This window comes from Pseudoflavonifractor sp. MCC625 (assembly GCF_018784545.1).
Classification (GTDB): Bacteria; Bacillota; Clostridia; order Oscillospirales; family Oscillospiraceae; genus Pseudoflavonifractor_A; species Pseudoflavonifractor_A gallinarum.
The window spans coordinates 254,085-270,271 of record NZ_WQOJ01000030.1; the positions used below are offsets into that span (position 1 = coordinate 254,085).

The window sequence follows — 16,187 nt, forward strand, 5'->3', positions numbered from 1 at the left end:
TAGGCTCAGCGGAAGGGGACGACCTGTCCCAGGGTGTCCTCCGGATACCAGAGACGGGTCATGTAGAGTCCGCCCGGCGGGACAGTGGGACCCGCCGCCGTGCGGTTGCGGGACTCCAACAGACGGGGGATATCGTCGGGGGAGAGCTTTCCCTCGGCGGCATAGACGCAGGTGCCCACCAGAGCCCGCACCATATTGTAGAGAAAACCGTTGGCGCAGACCCGGCAGGTGATGAGGTCCCCCGCCCGGGTGATGTCAAAGTAGTGGATGGTGCGCACCGTGGACTGGACCTCGGTGCCCACCGACTGGACGGCGGCAAAGTCGTGGGTACCCACAAACTGGCTGGCCGCCGCCTGCATCACCTTCTCGTCCAGGGGCTTGGGATAGAACCAGGCCCGGTCCACGAAGAAGGCGTTGCGGATGCGGGAGTTGTAGATGCGGTAGGTGTACTCCTTTTTCAGACAGGAGCCGATGGCGTTGAAGGAGTCGGGCACCTCGGCGGCCCGGACCACCACGATGTCGTCTGGCAGGCGGGTGTTCACCGCCAGGGGGAGCCGCTCACAGGGGATGGAAGAGGTGGTGTGGAAATTGGCCACATAGGTCTCGGCGTGGACCCCGGCATCGGTGCGTCCGGCGCCGGTACACTTGACTGGGTGGCAGACCACGGTGGACAGGGCCTTTTCCAGGGTTTCAGCCACGGTGGTGACCGTCTTCTGCACCTGCCAGCCGTGATAGGCGGTGCCCACATACATCAGTTGCAGCGCGATATTTCTCATAGCAGATCTCATTCACCTTGAAAGTTGATAAGGCCGGAGAATGGGATTCTCCGGCCTGGGAATATTACAGGCCGAAGTGCCGCAGGACGGACACGGCGGCCACCAGGGCGACGCCCAGGACCAGAGCGGCGCAGTCGGCGCGCTGGAAATGGAGCTGACGCATCCGGGTGCGGCCCTCTCCGCCATGGTAGCAGCGGCACTCCATGGCCACCGCCAGCTCATCGGCCCGCCGGAAGGCGGAGATGAACAGGGGCACCAGCAGAGGCACCAGGGCCTGGGCCTTCTGGATCAGATTGCCCGAGTCAAAGTCGGCGCCTCTGGCCCGCTGGGCCGACATGATTTTGTCGGTCTCCTCGATGAGGGTGGGGATGAAGCGCAGGGCAATGGACATCATCATGGCCAGCTCATGGACGGGGAAGCGCAGGTGTTTGAGGGGGGAGAGCAGCTTTTCCAGTCCGTCGGTGAGCAGGATGGGGGAGGTGGTATAGGTGAGCAGGAAGGTACAGGTGATGAGCAGGGTGATGCGCAGCACCATAAAGACGGCCGCCCAGATGCCCTCGACGGTGATCCGGAGGAAGCCCCAGCGCCACAGCTCCTGCCCGGGGGTGTAGAAGAGGTTGAGCACCGCCGTCAGGATGACGATGATGAGCACCGGACGCATCCCGCGGACGATGGATTTGAGGCCCACGTGGGAGATGGCCACGGCCCCTGCCAGTACGGCGATGACCAGGGCATAGGAGACCACCTGCTTGCACAGGAAGAGGGCCACGATGTAGAGGGTGGTCAGCAGGATCTTGGTGCGGGGGTCCATCCGGTGGAGGATGGTGTGACCGGGAAAGTACTGTCCCAGGGTGATGTCTTTCAGAGCCATATCAGACCGCCCCCTTTCTCTTGAGCGCATCCAGCAGGACCTGGCGTGCCTGGGCGATGGTGTAGACCGAGGGGTCGATGTCCACGCCCATGGAGCGCAGGCGGTGGAAGACCCGGGTCATCTGGGGCACGCCCAGACCCATGGCCTCCAGCTCCTCCCCATGGCGGAAGACCTCCCGGGGGGGACCCTCAAAGGGAATGGTCCCGTCGTTGACCACCACCAGGCGGTCCACTGTCCGGGCTACCTCCTCCATAGAGTGGGAGACCAGAATGATGGTGGCGTTGTTGGCCTCGTGGTAATCTCGGATGTTCTGGAGGATCTGCTCCACACCCACCGGGTCCAGCCCGGCGGTGGGCTCGTCCAGAATGAGGACCTTGGGCTCCATGGCGATGACGCCGGCGATGGCCACCCGGCGCTTCTGTCCTCCGGAGAGTTCAAAGGGGGAGCGCTCCAGCAGTTCATCCCGCAGACCAACGAAATGGGCGGCCTCCCGGACCCGGCGGTCGATCTCCTCCTCGGGCAGTCCCATGTTCCGGGGGCCGAAGGAGATGTCCTTGTAGATGGTCTCCTCAAAGAGCTGGTACTCGGGATACTGGAACACCAGACCCACCTGGAAGCGGGTCTGACGGGTGCGCTCCTTGGTCTCCCAGATGTCCTTTCCCTCAAAGAGGACCTGCCCGCCGGTGGGCTTGAGCAGACCGTTGAGGTGCTGGATGAGGGTGGATTTGCCCGAGCCGGTGTGGCCGATGATCCCCAGGTACTCCCCGGGGTAGGCGGCAAACTCCACGTCCAGCAGGGCAGCCCGCTCAAAGGGCGTGCCCTGGGAGTAGACGTGAGAGAGCTGATGTGTCTGAAGAATGGGTTCCAAATAACTTCATTCCTTTGCGAAAGTGGTGCATCTCCCCGAAGGGATGACGCCCGAAGAAGTGGCGGAGGCTCTCGCGCCTCAGCGGAAGAGTTGGTAGAGGGCCTGAGCGCACTCCTCGTCGCTCAGGGCGTCCAGGGGCACGTCCAGCCCGTCCTGCCGGAGCTGCCAGAGCAGCTCGGTGGTCTCGGGGACGGTGAGGCCCAGGGCCTTGAGCTCCTCCACCCGCTGAAAGACCTCCCGGGGAGCGCCGTCAGCCACCACCTGGCCCTTGGACATGACCACCAGACGGTCGGCCAGGGCGGCCTCGTCCATGTGGTGGGTGATGAGGACTACAGTGACCCCGGAGAGGCGGTTGAGCTTCTGTATGGTCTCCAGGACCTCCCGGCGGCCCACCGGGTCCAGCATGGCGGTGGGCTCGTCCAGCACGATGCAGCGGGGAGCCATGGCGATGACGCCGGCGATGGCCACTCGCTGCTTCTGTCCGCCCGAGAGAAGGTGGGGGGCGTGCTCCCGGAACTCATACATACCCACGGCCTTGAGGGCCTCGTCCACCCGGCGGCGGATCTCAGCAGGGGGGACCCCCAGGTTTTCCGGGGCGAAGGCCACGTCTTCTTCCACCACATTGGCGACAATCTGGTTGTCCGGATTCTGGAAGACCATGCCCACAGTGCGGCGGATGTCCAGCAGGAGGGACTCGTCAGCGGTGTCCATACCCGCCACATAGACCGCCCCGCCGCTGGGGAGGAGGATGGCGTTGAGGTGCTTGGCCAGGGTGGATTTGCCCGAACCGTTGTGCCCCAGGACCGCCACGAAGGAGCCCTCCTCAATGGAGAGGTTCACTCCGTTGAGCACCGAGGGGGAGGCACCCTCCGCCCCGGTGTAGGAAAAGTGCAGATCTCTGATTTCAATGATGGCGTTGCTCATAGTCGATATCCTCAAATCTCAGAAGGGTGGGTCCCTCAGCGGTCGGCCAGCCAGCGTCCGGTGGCGCCGCAGGGGAGGGCCAGCCCGGTCTCACGGACCCGCAGGCCCAGCTCCTGGCTGTCGGTGTGGCCTCCGTGTTTGGAGGAGACGATGGTCTCCAGGATGTAAGTGAGCACCGAGGGGGCAAGGCCGGTGGTGTAGGAGTTGATGATGACAAAGAGGGGGTTGTCCGAGAGGACGCCCGAGACCAGCTCCACAAAGGGATAGAGATTCTCCTCCAGCTTCCAGATCTCACCGGAGGGGCCCCGGCCATAGGAGGGAGGGTCCATGATAATGGCGTCATACCGCCGGCCCCGGCGGATCTCCCGCTCCACGAACTTGCCGCAGTCGTCAATGATCCAGCGGATGGGGGCATCCTCCAGCCCGGAGGAGCGGGCATTCTCTCTGGCCCAGCTCACCATGCCCTTGGCCGCGTCCACGTGGCAGACCGAAGCCCCCGCCGCGGCACAGGCCACGGTAGCTCCGCCGGTATAGGCAAAGAGGTTGAGCACCTGGATGGGACGGTTGGCTCGGCGGATCTGCTCCCGGGCCCAGTCCCAGTTGGCGGCCTGCTCAGGGAAGAGGCCGGTGTGCTTGAAATTCATGGGTTTAATATTAAAGGTGAGGTCCCGGTAGTCCACCGTCCAGCGTTCGGGCAGATCCTTCTTCTCCCAGGCACCCCCGCCGGTGGAGGAGCGGGCATAGCGGGCCTCGTGCTTCTTCCAGCCGGGATGTCTCCGGGGCGTATTCCAGATGGCCTGGGGGTCGGGGCGGACCAGGAGATGCTTCCCCCAGCGTTCCAGTTTTTCCCCACGGCCGCAGTCAATCAGTTCATAGTCTTTCCAGGCGTCGGAAATCCACATAGTGCATTCGCTCCATCTATCAATCTCATCCATCGCAGGGCGATGGAAATGGTACAATCAGGTTATTATATCACCTGGCCCCGGCCAGCGTCAAATAGAATAGGATTGTATTGCCCGCAAAATTGTGATAAAATACCTCTGATTCGAGCAATACCCTGAGAGAAGGAGCGTGTACGTAGATGGAGGCAGCGGACATTCAGTTCCGTACCGCCGCATTGGGCGGGTTCAGTAAGCAGGACGTACTGGACTATATCGAGAAGGCCAATCAGGACCACGCCGCCAAGGTGGAGGGACTTCAGAAAGAGCTCTCCGCCATGACGGAGGAGCGGGACAAACTCAAAGCGCGGGTGGAAGAGGCCGAGGGGCGTCTGGTGGAGCTGTCGGCCCAGGTACAGAAGCTCACCGGCGAGCTGGCCGAGCGGGGTGCCGCTCTGGAGCAGAGCCGGGGCGAGCGGGAGCTCCAGGCAGAGGAGCAAAGCGCCCTCCAGAACCAGCTCTCCGACCTGAAGGAGCGCCTGGAGAAAAGCGAGCAGGGGGCCAGAGCTTACGAGGCCATCAAGGACCGCACGGCCGGCATCGAGCTGGAGGCCCACTGCCGTGCCCAGGGGATCGAGGCGGCCGCCCGGGAGCAGGTGGAGAAGGCCCGCCAGGAGCTGGAACAGTGGATCTACAAAGTGCAGGCCGGCTATGACCGGATGCGCACGGATATTGAGGCCACCATCGCCCACACAGCCGGGGAGCTGGACCGGGTGCGCAAGAGCATGGAGGGACTCACCGCCGAGTTCGGTGACCATGACGCCGAGCTCAAGCTGCTGCTGGAGACCTATGAGGAGGCCATCGGGCCCCGGATGCCCGAGCCTCTGCCGCTGGATGAGGAGTGAGGAGAGATGGAATACCGTCTGCATACACAGGACCTGCGCAGCCACATTCCTGCGCTGAAGGCGGGAGACCGGGTGATCCTGAGCGGGACCATCTACACCGCCCGGGACGCGGCTCACAAGCGCTTTTTTGAGCTTCTGGACCGGGGAGAGGAACTGCCCTTCCCGCTGCGGGACGCGGTGATCTACTATGCCGGCCCCACCCCGGGACAGCAGGGCATGGCGGTGGGAGCCTGCGGCCCCACCACGGCCAGCCGGATGGACGCCTTTGCCCCCCGGTTGCTGGACCTGGGCCTGGGTGCCATGATCGGCAAGGGAGAGCGCAGCCAGGAGGTGGTGGACGCCATCGTCCGCAACGGGGCGTGCTATTTCGCGGCGGTGGGAGGCGCGGGGGCGCTGATCGCCCGCTGCATCAAGGCCGCCGAGGTCATCGCCTTTGATGAGCTGGGCTGTGAGTCGGTGAAGAAGATGACCGTGGAGGACTTCCCCCTGACGGTCGCCATCGACAGCACGGGCGGAAATCTCTTCCGCAGCGGCCGGGCCGAATACGCCGCGAAATAAGATCATCTGAATACGAAAAGCGGACCGGAATTGTTCCGGTCCGCTCTTTTCATATATACGTAAGTGTTTGGCTGTGCTATGGATTGTAGAGATGGCAGGCCACCCGGTGGCCGGGCTCCAGCTCCCGGGTCTGGGGCGGCTGCTCCTTGCAGATTCCCATGCAGTGGGGGCAGCGGTCGTGGAAGGCACAGCCGCTGGGGGGATCGGCCGGGCTGGGCACATCGCCCTCCAGATGGATGCGCTCCTTTTCCTCCGACGGATCCCGCTTGGGAATGGCGGAGAGAAGGGCCTTGGTGTAGGGATGGAGAGGATTGCGGTAGACATCCTCGGTGCTGCCCGTCTCCACCAGACGACCCAGATACATCACACCCACCCGGTTGCTGATGTGGCGCACCACGTTCAGATCGTGAGAGATGAAGAGATAGGAGAGCTTCAGATCCTGCTGAAGTCCCATGAGCAGGTTGAGGATCTGGGACTGGATGGACACGTCCAGTGCGGAGACCGGCTCGTCAGCCACTACGAAGCGGGGCTTGCAGATGAGGGCCCGGGCGATGGCGATGCGCTGGCGCTGTCCGCCGGAGAACTGATGGGGATAGCGCTCCAGATGCTCCGCCGTGATGCCCACAGCCTGAGCGATCCACTGGATCTGCTCCTCCCGCTCCTTGGGGGAGAGATGGAAATGGGTGAGCAGCGGCTCCTCCAACAGCTTATGTACCGTCATGCGGGGGTTGAGGGAGGCATAGGGGTCCTGGAAGATGAGCTGCATGTCCCGCCGCTTCAGCCGCAGCTGCTCCCGGCTCAGGGTACACAGGTCGGTGCCGTCAAAGAGGACCTGTCCGCCGGTGGGCTCGATGAGGCGGAGGATGCTCCGGCCGGTGGTGGACTTGCCGCAGCCAGACTCGCCCACCAGGCCGAAGGTCTCCTGCTCCCGGATCTGGAAGGAGACATCCTCCACCGCGTGGACATGGCCTACGGCCTTGCGCATCACGCCGCCCCGGATGGGAAAGTAGGTTTTCAGATGCTGGACGTCCAGCAGAATGTTTTCCTGACTCATCGTGCCGCCTCCTTCTCTGCGCCGCCGGCGTGGAGCCAGCAGCGGCACTGGTGCCCGGGGGCCACCTCGGTCAGCGGCGGAACCGCCTCCCGGCAGCGGGCCGTGCAGTGTTCGCACCGGTCGGCAAAGCGGCAGCCGGAAGAGAACTGCCCGGCGGTGGGCACGGTGCCCCGGATGGTATAGAGCTCCTTCTGCTCTCCGCCCAGAGAGGTCACCGAGCGCAGCAGTCCGCTGGTATAGGGGTGGGCTGTGTGGTGGAAGATGTCGTCCACGCTGGCCTGCTCCACTACCTGGCCGGCATAAAAGACCGCTACCTGTTCACAGGTCTCGGCGATGACGCCCAGGTCGTGGGTGATCATGATGACCGAGGTGTCATAGCTCTCCCGCAGTTCGTTCATCAGGTCCAAAATCTGGGCCTGGATGGTCACGTCCAGGGCGGTGGTGGGCTCATCGGCGATGAGGAGCCGGGGATTGTTGATGAGGGCAATGGCGATCATGACCCGCTGGAGCATACCGCCGGAGAGGTGGTGGGGATACTCCTTCAGGATCTCCTCTGCCCGGGGGATCTTGACCTTGCGGAGCATCTCCAGGGCGGCCTCCCGCATGGCGGAGCGGCTGAGATCGGTGTGGAAGCAGAGGGACTCCACAATCTGGTCTTCGATGGTATACATGGGGTCCAGGGCGGTCATGGGCTCCTGAAAGATCATGGAGATCTCCTTGCCCCGCAGCTGCTGCATCTGCTTTTTCGGAAGGGAGAGCAACTCGGTATCGGTCCCATTCTCCCGCTGGAAGCGGATGCTGCTCCCTGCACCTACGGAAAGAGGGAAGGAGAGCAGTCCCATGATGGAGGAACAGGTGATGCTCTTCCCGCAGCCGGACTCGCCCACGATGCCGAAATTCTGTTTTTTATCGATGTTGAGGTCAATTCCCTCCACCAGCTTGACCGGAGGCGTCCGCCGTCCCCGGTACAGGTCGATGGAGAGATTGCGCATTTCCAAGAGATGATCCATGTCGGCAGTCCTCCCATCAGGTTTTGAGCTTGGGGTCCAGCACGTCGCGGAGGCTGTCGCCCAGGATGTTGAAGAGCAGGATGGTCACAATGATGAAGAGTGCGGGGAAGATGGCCATCCAGGGGGCCTGCTCCATAAAGGTGCGGGCCTCGGAGAGCATGGAGCCCCAGGAGGGATCGGGGGGCTGGATGCCCAGGCCCAGGAAGCTCATGGAGGCCTCGGTGAGAATGGCGCTGGAGAGGGCCAGGGTAGCCTGTACCGTAAAGGGCGCCACCACGTTGGGGGAGATGTGCCGCACCAGGATGGCGCCCGTCCGGACGCCCACGCTCCGGGCGTTGGAGACATACTCCAGGCCCTTGGCCGAGATGACCGCCGCCCGCACGGTCCGGGCAAAGACGGGAATGTTGACGATGCCGATGGCGATCATGGTGTTGACCAGGCCCCGTCCCAGCACCGCCGAGATGAAGATGGCCAGCAGGATGGAGGGGAAGGCAAAGAGGATGTCCATCACACACATGATGACCCGGTCCACCCAGCCCTCAAAATAGCCCGCCAGCAGGCCCAGGATGTAGCCGGCCACCGCGCCGATACCCACGGCGATGATGCCCACCTCCAGAGAGACCCGGGCGCCGTAGAGGATGCGGCTGAAGATGTCCCGGCCGTAGTTGTCGGTGCCGAACCAATAGTCGGCGCTGGGGGCGGATTTGGGCATGGCCACCATCTTGTCCGGCTCAAAGGGAGTCGCCAGGGGGGCAAAGATGGCCACCAGGATGACCAGCAGGATGCCGATCATGCCGATGCGCCCCATGGGATCCTTCCACAGATCCCGGATCGTCTGTCCAAGTCGTTTCATGGTAATCCTCCTGCCGTCAGTCGTAAGAGATACGGGGGTCAATGTAGGCGTACAGCAGGTCGGTCACCACATTGACCAGTACGTACACAAAGGCGATAAAGAGCACGCAGCCCTGCACCACGGGGTAATCCCGCTGGTTGATGCCGGTCAGAGTCATCTGGCCCAGGCCGGGGAGGGAGAAGATCTGCTCCACGATGACCGCGCCTCCCAGCAGGGAGCCGATCTGCATGCCCACCAGTGTGACGATGGGGATGAGGGCGCTGCGCAGGACGTGCTTGAAGATGGCCACCCGCTCACTGGCGCCCTTGGCCCGGACGGTGCGGACAAAGTCCTGCCGCAGGACCTCCAGCACCGACGAGCGGGTCATACGCATGACGGAGCCCGAGATGGAGATGCCCAGGATCGAGGCCGGGAGGATCATGATCTGAAGGTTGCGCAGGGGGTCCTCAAAAAATCCTACATAGCCCAGAGGGGAGAAGTAACCGAAGGCCAGGGAGAGGAAGAGGATCAGCAGGATGGACAGGGCAAAGCCGGGGACCGAGACGCCCAGCAGGGCAAAGACCCGGATCAGCCGGTCGGCCATGGAGTTGCGCTTTACTGCGGCGAGGATGCCCAGAGGGATGGCCACGAACCAGGAGATAATGGCGGCCAGGATGGTGAGCTCAGCGGTCACCTGAAAGCGGGTGAGGATCTGAGGCAGGATGGGCTCCGCCGTGCGGATGGATTCCCCGAAATCGCCCCGGAGCACGCCGCCGATCCAGTCCAGGTACTGTACGATATAGGGGCGGTCCAAGCCGTATTTGGCGGCCAGCTGAGCCCGCAGCTCAGGCGTGGCCTCCACGCCCAGGATACCCGAGATCACGTCGCCGGGGATCATCTTCATGACGGCGAAGATCAGAATACTGATGCCCAGCAAGACCGGAATGAGCTGAAGGATGCGGCGAATGGTGTATTGTTTCATCGTGTCACACTCCCTTTCGAACGGTGCCTTGGATTGAGGATTGACCGCCACCCGCCCGGAAAAGGGGCGGAGAGCGGTCAGTCCTCAATCAGGAGAAGCGCGGGGGGAGCGGGGGCAATTTTGCCCCCGTCTCCCCGCGGAAGATCGATTTTACTGGGTCAGATAGGTGTCCCGGAAGTCGCTGGCGTCAGCAGCGGAGGGGGCGAAGCCCTGCACGCTGGTGCTGGAGACGAAGTACTTCATGGGGCTTGCGATGCAGATCTTGGTGGAGTCCTCCACGCAGATCTCCTGGGCCTCGTTGTAGTACTCCTCCCGCTTGGCCTCGTCGGTGGTGGCGATGCCCAGGGCGCACAGCTCGTCCACACGCTCATTGGAGAAGCCAAAGACGTTGGCGCTGGAACCGGTGCCGAAGAAGAAGGAGATGGCACGGTTGGGATCGGTGCCGGCACCGTCGCTGACCACCATCAGGTCAAAGCCGGCCTCGGGGGTGCTCATCTTGCCCCAGATGTCCACGTACTCGCCGGACTCCAGGTTGGTGATCTCCACGTCGATGTAGATCTCGGAGAGCTGCTGCTGGATGACCACGGCGGCCTGGCGGAGGGAGTCCATCAGACCGGCGGCCAGTTTCAGGCTCAGACGGTTGCTGTCGCTGTACCCGGCGGCCTCCATCAGCTCCTTGGCCTTGTCCAGGTTGAACTGGTAGAGGTCAAAGGAATCGGCGCCCAGAGACCAGTGACCCATGGCGGGGGGCATCATGGTGCTGACCTGGGCCTGGCCGTTAAAGACCACGTTGATGAGGGTCTGGCGGTCCAGGGCGTAGCTCATGGCCTGACGGACGTTCTGATCCTGGAGCGCGGGGGTGGAGAGGTTGCAGCCCATGGCGATGTAGTCGTTGGTCTGGTAACCCAGAACGCTCAGGTTGCTCTCCTTCTCGGCGGCGGTCACGTTGGTGGAGGAGAGGTTGGCGATGTTGATCTCGCCGGTGCGCAGGGCGGCCAGACGGGCGGCCTCGTCGCCGATGAGGTAGTAGGTGATGCCGCCCAGCTTGACCCGGTCGGCCTCCCAGTACTCCTCAAACTTGGGCAGCTCCACGTAGTTGTCGGGGAGCCACTCGCCCAGCATGAAGGGACCGGTGCCGCCGTCGGCGCGCATCAGGTCGCCGTTCTCCGCGATGACATCCTTGTCCACGATGGCGCCGTAGTTGCTGGTGAGGTTGCCCAGGAAGGCGGCGTTGGGCTCCTTGAGGGTGAACTTGACGGTGTAATCGTCCACCGCCTCCACGCTCTCGATGCCGCCATAGTAGCTGTCCTTGCTGCCCAGGGCGCCGATGTCGCCGGCCTCAGTCTTGCCCAGGACACGGTCAAAGGAGTAGACCACGTCGTCCGCGGTCATCTCCCGGCCGGAGTGGAACTTCACGCCCTTGCGGAGATAGAAGATGTAGGTCACGTCGTCGGGGATCTCCCAGCTCTCGGCCAGCTGACCATAGTAGGTCATGTCGGCGTTGGTAGCCACCAGAGTCTCATAGAGCTGGTTGATGATCCGGAGGGAGGCCTCCTCGGAGACGGTGTGGGGATCAAAGCCGGTGGGCTCGGAGTCCGTACCGTACTTGAGGATGCCGCCCTCCACCGGGGTGGTGGAGACCGGAGCGCTGGGGGCGGAGGATGCGGGGGGCGTATTCCCGCCGCCGCATCCGGCCAGCAGACCCGTCAGCAGGACGCCGGCCAGGGAGAGGGATAGCCACTTTTTTGCGTTCTTCACAGTAAGTACCTCTTTTCCATTCAGATTTCGTATGTCACAGGCCAGCGCCTGCGGATACCGGTCAGACGGGAACGGGGGGTGTCCGTCCCAGCAGAGCATAGTGGACTGCCCGGCGGAAATCGTTGGAGGATCCGGGCGGCTCCCCCTCCATACGGTAGAATTTGTTGGTAAGGATGACCGCGCCTATGTGATGGGTGCGGCTGATCCACAGACTGGTGCCGGTAAAACCGTTGTGTCCGCAACCATCCGGGAAGACGTCACACCGGTCAAAGCCCAGACCACGCTCTTCCACACAGGTCTCCATGGCCCGGAGGAACCAGGGGCGGTCGGTGGAGAGATAGAACTGCCCCAGAGCGGAGAGGGCGTCCGCCGTAGCGAAGATCCCGGCGTGTCCGCTGGCGCCGTTCCAGTAATAGAAGGCGTTCCCGTCGTTGCAGGTGCCCCGTACCTCCACGCCGTTGGGCCGCCAGCCGTCGAAGGAGAGGCCCCGCTGGGCGCACATGCGCTGTTCGATCTGATTTCCGTAGCAGGTGGGCACGGCCAGAGCGGGATCGATGGGACCATAGGCCATATCCGAGATACCAAGGGGAGCTTTGACATAGCGCTCCAGCGCCTGCCGGAGGGGAAGGCCGGAGACCGCCTCCACCACCAGGCCCAGGAGCATGAAGTTCAGATCGCTGTATGCCATGCCGGTCTCGGGCTCCGTGGTGGCCAGAACGTGTTCCAGCACCGTGTAGAAGTCCCGCCCATCGGCGTAGAAGGGATACCACGGTACGATACCGGAGGTGTGGGTCATGAGCTGTCCCACGGTCACCTTCTCCAACCGCCGCCGGGTGACCGGGCCGGGGGCATGGGCGGGCAGGAGGGAGAGCACAGGTGTCTCCGGGGTGAAGCGCCCCTCCTCCATGAGCGAGAGGAGCATCGTGGTACACACCAGTTTGCTGACCGAGGCCAGGTCAAACCAGGCGCTGAGCTCCACCCCGCCCACGGCCCGGCGGTACAGGATCTCTTTCTCGTTGAATACCTGGCAGACCGCGGAAGGGTAGTACCCTTCCTGCCGGTAGGTCTCCAATATGGTGTCAAGCTGTGACAGTTCCATCTGCCGCACCTCCATTGGAAAAATGATATGGTTCACGCAGGAAGAGCGCTCAGTCCTGCTGGAGGGAGCGTATGAGCTCCCTGGTCTGGGAGAGGCTCTTCCGGGTATGGTCGAAGTCGTGCTTGGCGATCCCAAGATAGAGCAGGTCCAGCAGGAGCAGGCCGGAGATCCGGGAGGTCATGGCCCCCATGCGGAACTCCCCCTCCTCGCTGGGGATGTAGAGGGGATAGTCGGCCAGGCGGGAGAGCGAGTTGTGGTTGGCCTGGGTGATGGCGATGACTCTGCATCCCCGCTCCTTGGCGGCCCGGGCGGCCAGGACAGTCTCCCGGGTCTCGCCGCTGTAGCTGATGGCAATGACGATGTCGCTCTCATCCAGCAGAGCGGCGGTGGCCAGGTTGGTGTGGGCGTCGGCGTGATAGAAAGCGGGGATACCGATGCGGGAGGATTTGTAGAGGAAATCCATCGCCAGCAGGCCGGAGGCCCCGATACCGAAGAGATGGATGCGCCGTCCGGCACAGATCTCCTCCACCGCCTGGTTGAGGACGGATACATTGACCATGCGATAGGTCAGGGAGGTGTTCTTGAGATGGATGAGCTCCGCCTTCTGGAGAATGGTGTCCAGGTCGTCGTGCTCCTGGATGACGGTCTGAAACTCGTCCAGTGCCTCGGCACCAGATTCTTTGGCCAGGTCCAGCTTTAGTTCGGTAAAGCCTTTGAAACCGAGCTTCTGGGAGAAGCGCACCACCGCCGCCGGGGAGGAGCCGCAGGCGGCGGCAAACTCCTTGGCGTTCATGCGGGTGACCTCCCCGCTGTGGGACAGAAGGTAGTCGGCAAGACGCCGTTCGGTCTCTGTCAGCGAGGCGAGGCCTTCTTTGATCAAAAGTGTGCATCCCACGGCGACAACCTCCTCTCTTTTTGTAGATATTATAGCAAAGCGTGAGAGGCAAGTCCAGAGGGTTTGAAATATAATTTCATGAATCTTGCAAAAAAGATGAAATAATATTGTGTTGACAGAGTGAGAGGGATGCGGTAGGCTAGAAGCAAACAGACAGGAGGTGTGCGCATGGACGACTATCTGGCAGGCCTGAGCACAGAGGGGATCAACGAGGAGACCCGGCGGATCGACACCTGTTCCACGGAGGAGATGGTGCGGCTCATCAACCAACAGGACGCACGGGTGGCGGCGGCAGTGGCCAAGGAGACAGACAAGATCGCCGCGGCGGTGGATCTGATTTATGAGCGGTTCCGTGCAGGAGGGAGACTCATCTATCTGGGCGCGGGGACATCGGGGCGTTTAGGAGTGCTGGACGCGTCGGAGTGCGTGCCCACCTTCGGCGTGGACCCGGACATGGTGCAGGGCTACATCGCGGGAGGCGACACCGCGCTGCGTCACCCGGTGGAGGGCTGTGAGGACCGGGAAGAGGACGGCATCCGCCTGGTGGAGGAGCTGAAGGTAGGCCCCAAAGACGCGGTGGTGGGCATCACCGCCAGCGGCAGCGCCCCCTACGTACTGGCGGCGGTCCGCCGGGCGGGAGAGCTGGGCGCCGCGGTGATCGGGCTTTGTACCAATGCAAACTCCAAGCTGGAGCGGGTCTGTCAGGTGTGCATCGCCCCTCAGGTGGGGCCCGAGGTGATCTCCGGGTCCACCCGTATGAAGTCGGGAACGGCCCAGAAAATGGTGCTCAATATGCTCACCACCTGTTCCATGATCAAGCTGGGCAAGGTCTACGGCAATCTGATGGTGGATCTGAAGGTGAGCAACCGCAAGCTGGAGGACCGGGCCAAGCGCCTGATCGTCCATGCCACCGGGACCGATCCGGATACGGCGGCGGAATATCTGACCCGGGCGGACGGCCACGCCAAGCTGGCCATCCTGATGCTGGAGAGCGGTCTGGACCGGGAGGAAGCCAAGGCGCTGCTGACGCGCTGTGAGGACCATCTGGGCCGGGCCATTTGCCAGGCCAGGGAAGAAGGAGGCGGGGCGTAATGCTCTGGAGCGGAACGGACAAACCGGTGCGCCGGATCGTGGGCATGATGTCGGGCACCTCGGTGGACGGGGTGGACGCCGCTTTGGTGGAGGTCCGGGGCACGGGCGACCGCTGTCAGGTGAAGCTGCTGGCCTTTGAGAACCGGCCCTATCCGGAGACGGTGCGGGAGGAGATCTTTACCCTCTTTCAGCCGGAGCAGGCCACGGTGGACCGGGTGGGACGGATGAATGTTTTGCTGGGAGAGCTCTATGCCCGCAGCGCCCGCTCGGTGGTGGAGGGGGCCGGACTGCGTCTGGAGGATGTGGACCTCATCGGTTCCCACGGACAGACCATTTGGCACAGCCCCCAGACCGTGTGGGAGGAGGGCTTTCCCATCCATTACACCGTGCAGATCGGAGAGGGAGCCGTGATCGCTGCCCGCACCGGTGTGCCCACGGTGTCGGACTTCCGGGTGGCGGATATGGCGGTGGGCGGACAGGGCGCGCCCCTGGTGCCCTTCACCGAGTACCTCCTCTACCGGAGGGAAGAGGAGACCATCCTCCTCCAGAACATCGGCGGGATCGGGAATATGACCGTCCTGCCCGCCGGAGCGGGACCGGAGGAAGTCTATGCCTTTGATACCGGGCCGGGTAATATGATCATTGACGCGGCGGTCTCCGCCCTGACCGGAGGGGAGCAGACCTATGACGTGGACGGGGCCATGGCGGCGGCGGGCCGGGTCAATGCGGACCTGTTGGCCTGGCTCCAGCAGGAGCCCTATTACAGCCGTCCCCTGCCCAAGACCACCGGACGGGAGGAGTTCGGCACCCAGTACACCGCTCGTGTGCTGGAGCGGGGCAGGGAGCTGGGCCTCTCGCCCCAGGACATCGTGGCCACGGTGACTGACCTGACCGCCTGGAGCATTGCCGACGCCTACGGGCGGTATGTCCAGCCCCGTTATCAGGCCTCCCGCCTGGTGGTGGGCGGCGGTGGGAGCTATAACCCCACTCTGCTGGCTTTCCTCTCCCGTCGTCTGGGGGAGTATGGTGTCGCGGTGCAGACCCAGGAGGATCTGGGATGGAGCAGCGATGCCAAGGAGGCAGTGGCCTTTGCGGTACTGGCCGACCGGTGCGCCATGGGAGAGGCCAACAGCCTGCCCGGCGTCACCGGGGCGGAGCGGGCCGCGGTCATGGGAAAAATCTCCCTTCCGCCCCGTGGATCGGAAAAGGGGGAGCATCGATGAAGCTGGAATTGCGCAAAGGGACAGAGCAGGACGTGGAGGCCTGTCTTCCGGTCTTTCTGGACAGTGCCATCTATGAGCGCTATTTCCGGGGAGACGACCGGCTGGAGCGCTCCCTGCGGGGGGCGGCCGGACGGGGAGAGCTCTATCTGGCGGTCACCGAGCAGGGAGAGATCGCCGGAGCCATGCGGGTGGTCCTGCGTGGCTTCTGTGGGCTGTATCCCTATCTGAGCCTGCTGGGCGTCAAGGCCTCCTTCCGGGGGCAGCAGGTGGGAAGCTGGCTCATGGAGCAGCTGGAGGAGATGGCCCGGGCATCTGGGGCCTCCCGCGTGACGCTGATGGTCAGCGACTTCAACACCGGCGCCCAGAAATTCTACGCCGGGCGGGGCTATTGGACGCTGGGAAGCCTTCCCGACGCGGCCAAGAAGGGCATCACCGAGCTGGTGCTGGTCAAAGAGGTATGAA

17 protein-coding genes are annotated in these 16,187 nt (G+C 63.4%); 5 read left to right on the plus strand and 12 right to left on the minus strand.

Going from position 1 to position 16,187, the window contains the following annotated elements:
• Positions 1-5 precede the first annotated feature (5 nt).
• From truA to GPK94_RS08565, 5 genes are all read right to left on the minus strand, one after another.
• Positions 6-776: a tRNA pseudouridine(38-40) synthase TruA gene (truA, locus tag GPK94_RS08545; protein ID WP_101693411.1), complete on the minus strand. Its 771-nt coding sequence runs from the start codon at positions 774-776 to the stop codon at positions 6-8.
• A gap of 64 nt (positions 777-840) precedes the next feature.
• A complete protein-coding gene (locus GPK94_RS08550) occupies positions 841-1,647 on the minus strand; it encodes an energy-coupling factor transporter transmembrane component T (protein ID WP_101693410.1) in 807 nt (268 codons plus the stop codon).
• 1 nt (position 1,648) lies between these two features.
• Positions 1,649-2,515 carry an energy-coupling factor transporter ATPase gene (locus GPK94_RS08555; RefSeq protein WP_186962759.1) on the minus strand — a complete coding sequence of 289 codons (867 nt, stop codon included), beginning with the start codon at positions 2,513-2,515 and terminating at the stop codon, positions 1,649-1,651.
• A 78-nt stretch (positions 2,516-2,593) separates the two neighbouring features.
• Positions 2,594-3,439 (minus strand): energy-coupling factor transporter ATPase, encoded by an 846-nt coding sequence (locus GPK94_RS08560; RefSeq protein WP_193537540.1) that lies wholly within the window; start codon positions 3,437-3,439, stop codon positions 2,594-2,596.
• A gap of 35 nt (positions 3,440-3,474) precedes the next feature.
• The gene (locus GPK94_RS08565; protein ID WP_193537538.1) at positions 3,475-4,341 is read right to left on the minus strand and encodes a class I SAM-dependent methyltransferase; all 867 of its coding nucleotides are present in this window, start codon (positions 4,339-4,341) and stop codon (positions 3,475-3,477) included.
• Between the two features lie 179 nt (positions 4,342-4,520).
• Between GPK94_RS08565 and GPK94_RS08570 the strand changes: the two genes are divergently transcribed.
• Positions 4,521-5,222 (plus strand): hypothetical protein, encoded by a 702-nt coding sequence (locus tag GPK94_RS08570; RefSeq protein WP_101693406.1) that lies wholly within the window; start codon positions 4,521-4,523, stop codon positions 5,220-5,222.
• A 6-nt stretch (positions 5,223-5,228) separates the two neighbouring features.
• The gene (locus GPK94_RS08575) at positions 5,229-5,780 is read left to right on the plus strand and encodes a Fe-S-containing hydro-lyase (protein ID WP_101693405.1); all 552 of its coding nucleotides are present in this window, start codon (positions 5,229-5,231) and stop codon (positions 5,778-5,780) included.
• 76 nt (positions 5,781-5,856) lie between these two features.
• Here the strand turns inward: GPK94_RS08575 and GPK94_RS08580 are convergent, their stop codons facing one another.
• From GPK94_RS08580 to GPK94_RS08610, 7 genes are all read right to left on the minus strand, one after another.
• On the minus strand, positions 5,857-6,834 hold the full coding sequence (locus GPK94_RS08580; RefSeq protein ID WP_101693404.1) for a dipeptide ABC transporter ATP-binding protein: 978 nt from the start codon (positions 6,832-6,834) through the stop codon (positions 5,857-5,859).
• A complete protein-coding gene (locus tag GPK94_RS08585) occupies positions 6,831-7,844 on the minus strand; it encodes an ABC transporter ATP-binding protein (RefSeq protein ID WP_215655544.1) in 1,014 nt (337 codons plus the stop codon). The genes GPK94_RS08580 and GPK94_RS08585 overlap by 4 nt, the downstream gene beginning before the upstream one ends.
• 16 nt (positions 7,845-7,860) lie before the next feature.
• Positions 7,861-8,697, minus strand: a complete 837-nt coding sequence (locus GPK94_RS08590; protein WP_215655545.1) for an ABC transporter permease — start codon at positions 8,695-8,697, stop codon at positions 7,861-7,863.
• Between the two features lie 16 nt (positions 8,698-8,713).
• Positions 8,714-9,658, minus strand: coding sequence for an ABC transporter permease (locus GPK94_RS08595; RefSeq protein WP_215655546.1), 945 nt, complete (start codon positions 9,656-9,658; stop codon positions 8,714-8,716).
• Between the two features lie 150 nt (positions 9,659-9,808).
• Complete coding sequence (locus GPK94_RS08600; protein ID WP_195278266.1) at positions 9,809-11,416, minus strand: ABC transporter substrate-binding protein; 1,608 nt, start codon at positions 11,414-11,416, stop codon at positions 9,809-9,811.
• Positions 11,417-11,477: 61 nt separating this feature from the next.
• Complete coding sequence (locus GPK94_RS08605) at positions 11,478-12,515, minus strand: serine hydrolase domain-containing protein (protein WP_215655547.1); 1,038 nt, start codon at positions 12,513-12,515, stop codon at positions 11,478-11,480.
• Between the two features lie 49 nt (positions 12,516-12,564).
• The gene (locus GPK94_RS08610) at positions 12,565-13,410 is read right to left on the minus strand and encodes a MurR/RpiR family transcriptional regulator (RefSeq protein WP_180956879.1); all 846 of its coding nucleotides are present in this window, start codon (positions 13,408-13,410) and stop codon (positions 12,565-12,567) included.
• Between the two features lie 168 nt (positions 13,411-13,578).
• On the opposite strand from GPK94_RS08610, the gene murQ reads away from it, so the two are divergent.
• The 3 genes from murQ to GPK94_RS08625 are packed head-to-tail and all read left to right on the plus strand — an operon-like array spanning position 13,579 to position 16,186.
• A complete protein-coding gene (gene murQ / locus GPK94_RS08615) occupies positions 13,579-14,502 on the plus strand; it encodes an N-acetylmuramic acid 6-phosphate etherase (RefSeq protein ID WP_193537526.1) in 924 nt (307 codons plus the stop codon).
• Positions 14,502-15,725: an anhydro-N-acetylmuramic acid kinase gene (locus GPK94_RS08620; protein ID WP_215655548.1), complete on the plus strand. Its 1,224-nt coding sequence runs from the start codon at positions 14,502-14,504 to the stop codon at positions 15,723-15,725. Before murQ ends, GPK94_RS08620 begins: the two co-directional genes overlap by 1 nt.
• Positions 15,722-16,186: a GNAT family N-acetyltransferase gene (locus GPK94_RS08625; protein WP_186962751.1), complete on the plus strand. Its 465-nt coding sequence runs from the start codon at positions 15,722-15,724 to the stop codon at positions 16,184-16,186. The genes GPK94_RS08620 and GPK94_RS08625 overlap by 4 nt, the downstream gene beginning before the upstream one ends.
• Position 16,187 lies beyond the last annotated feature (1 nt).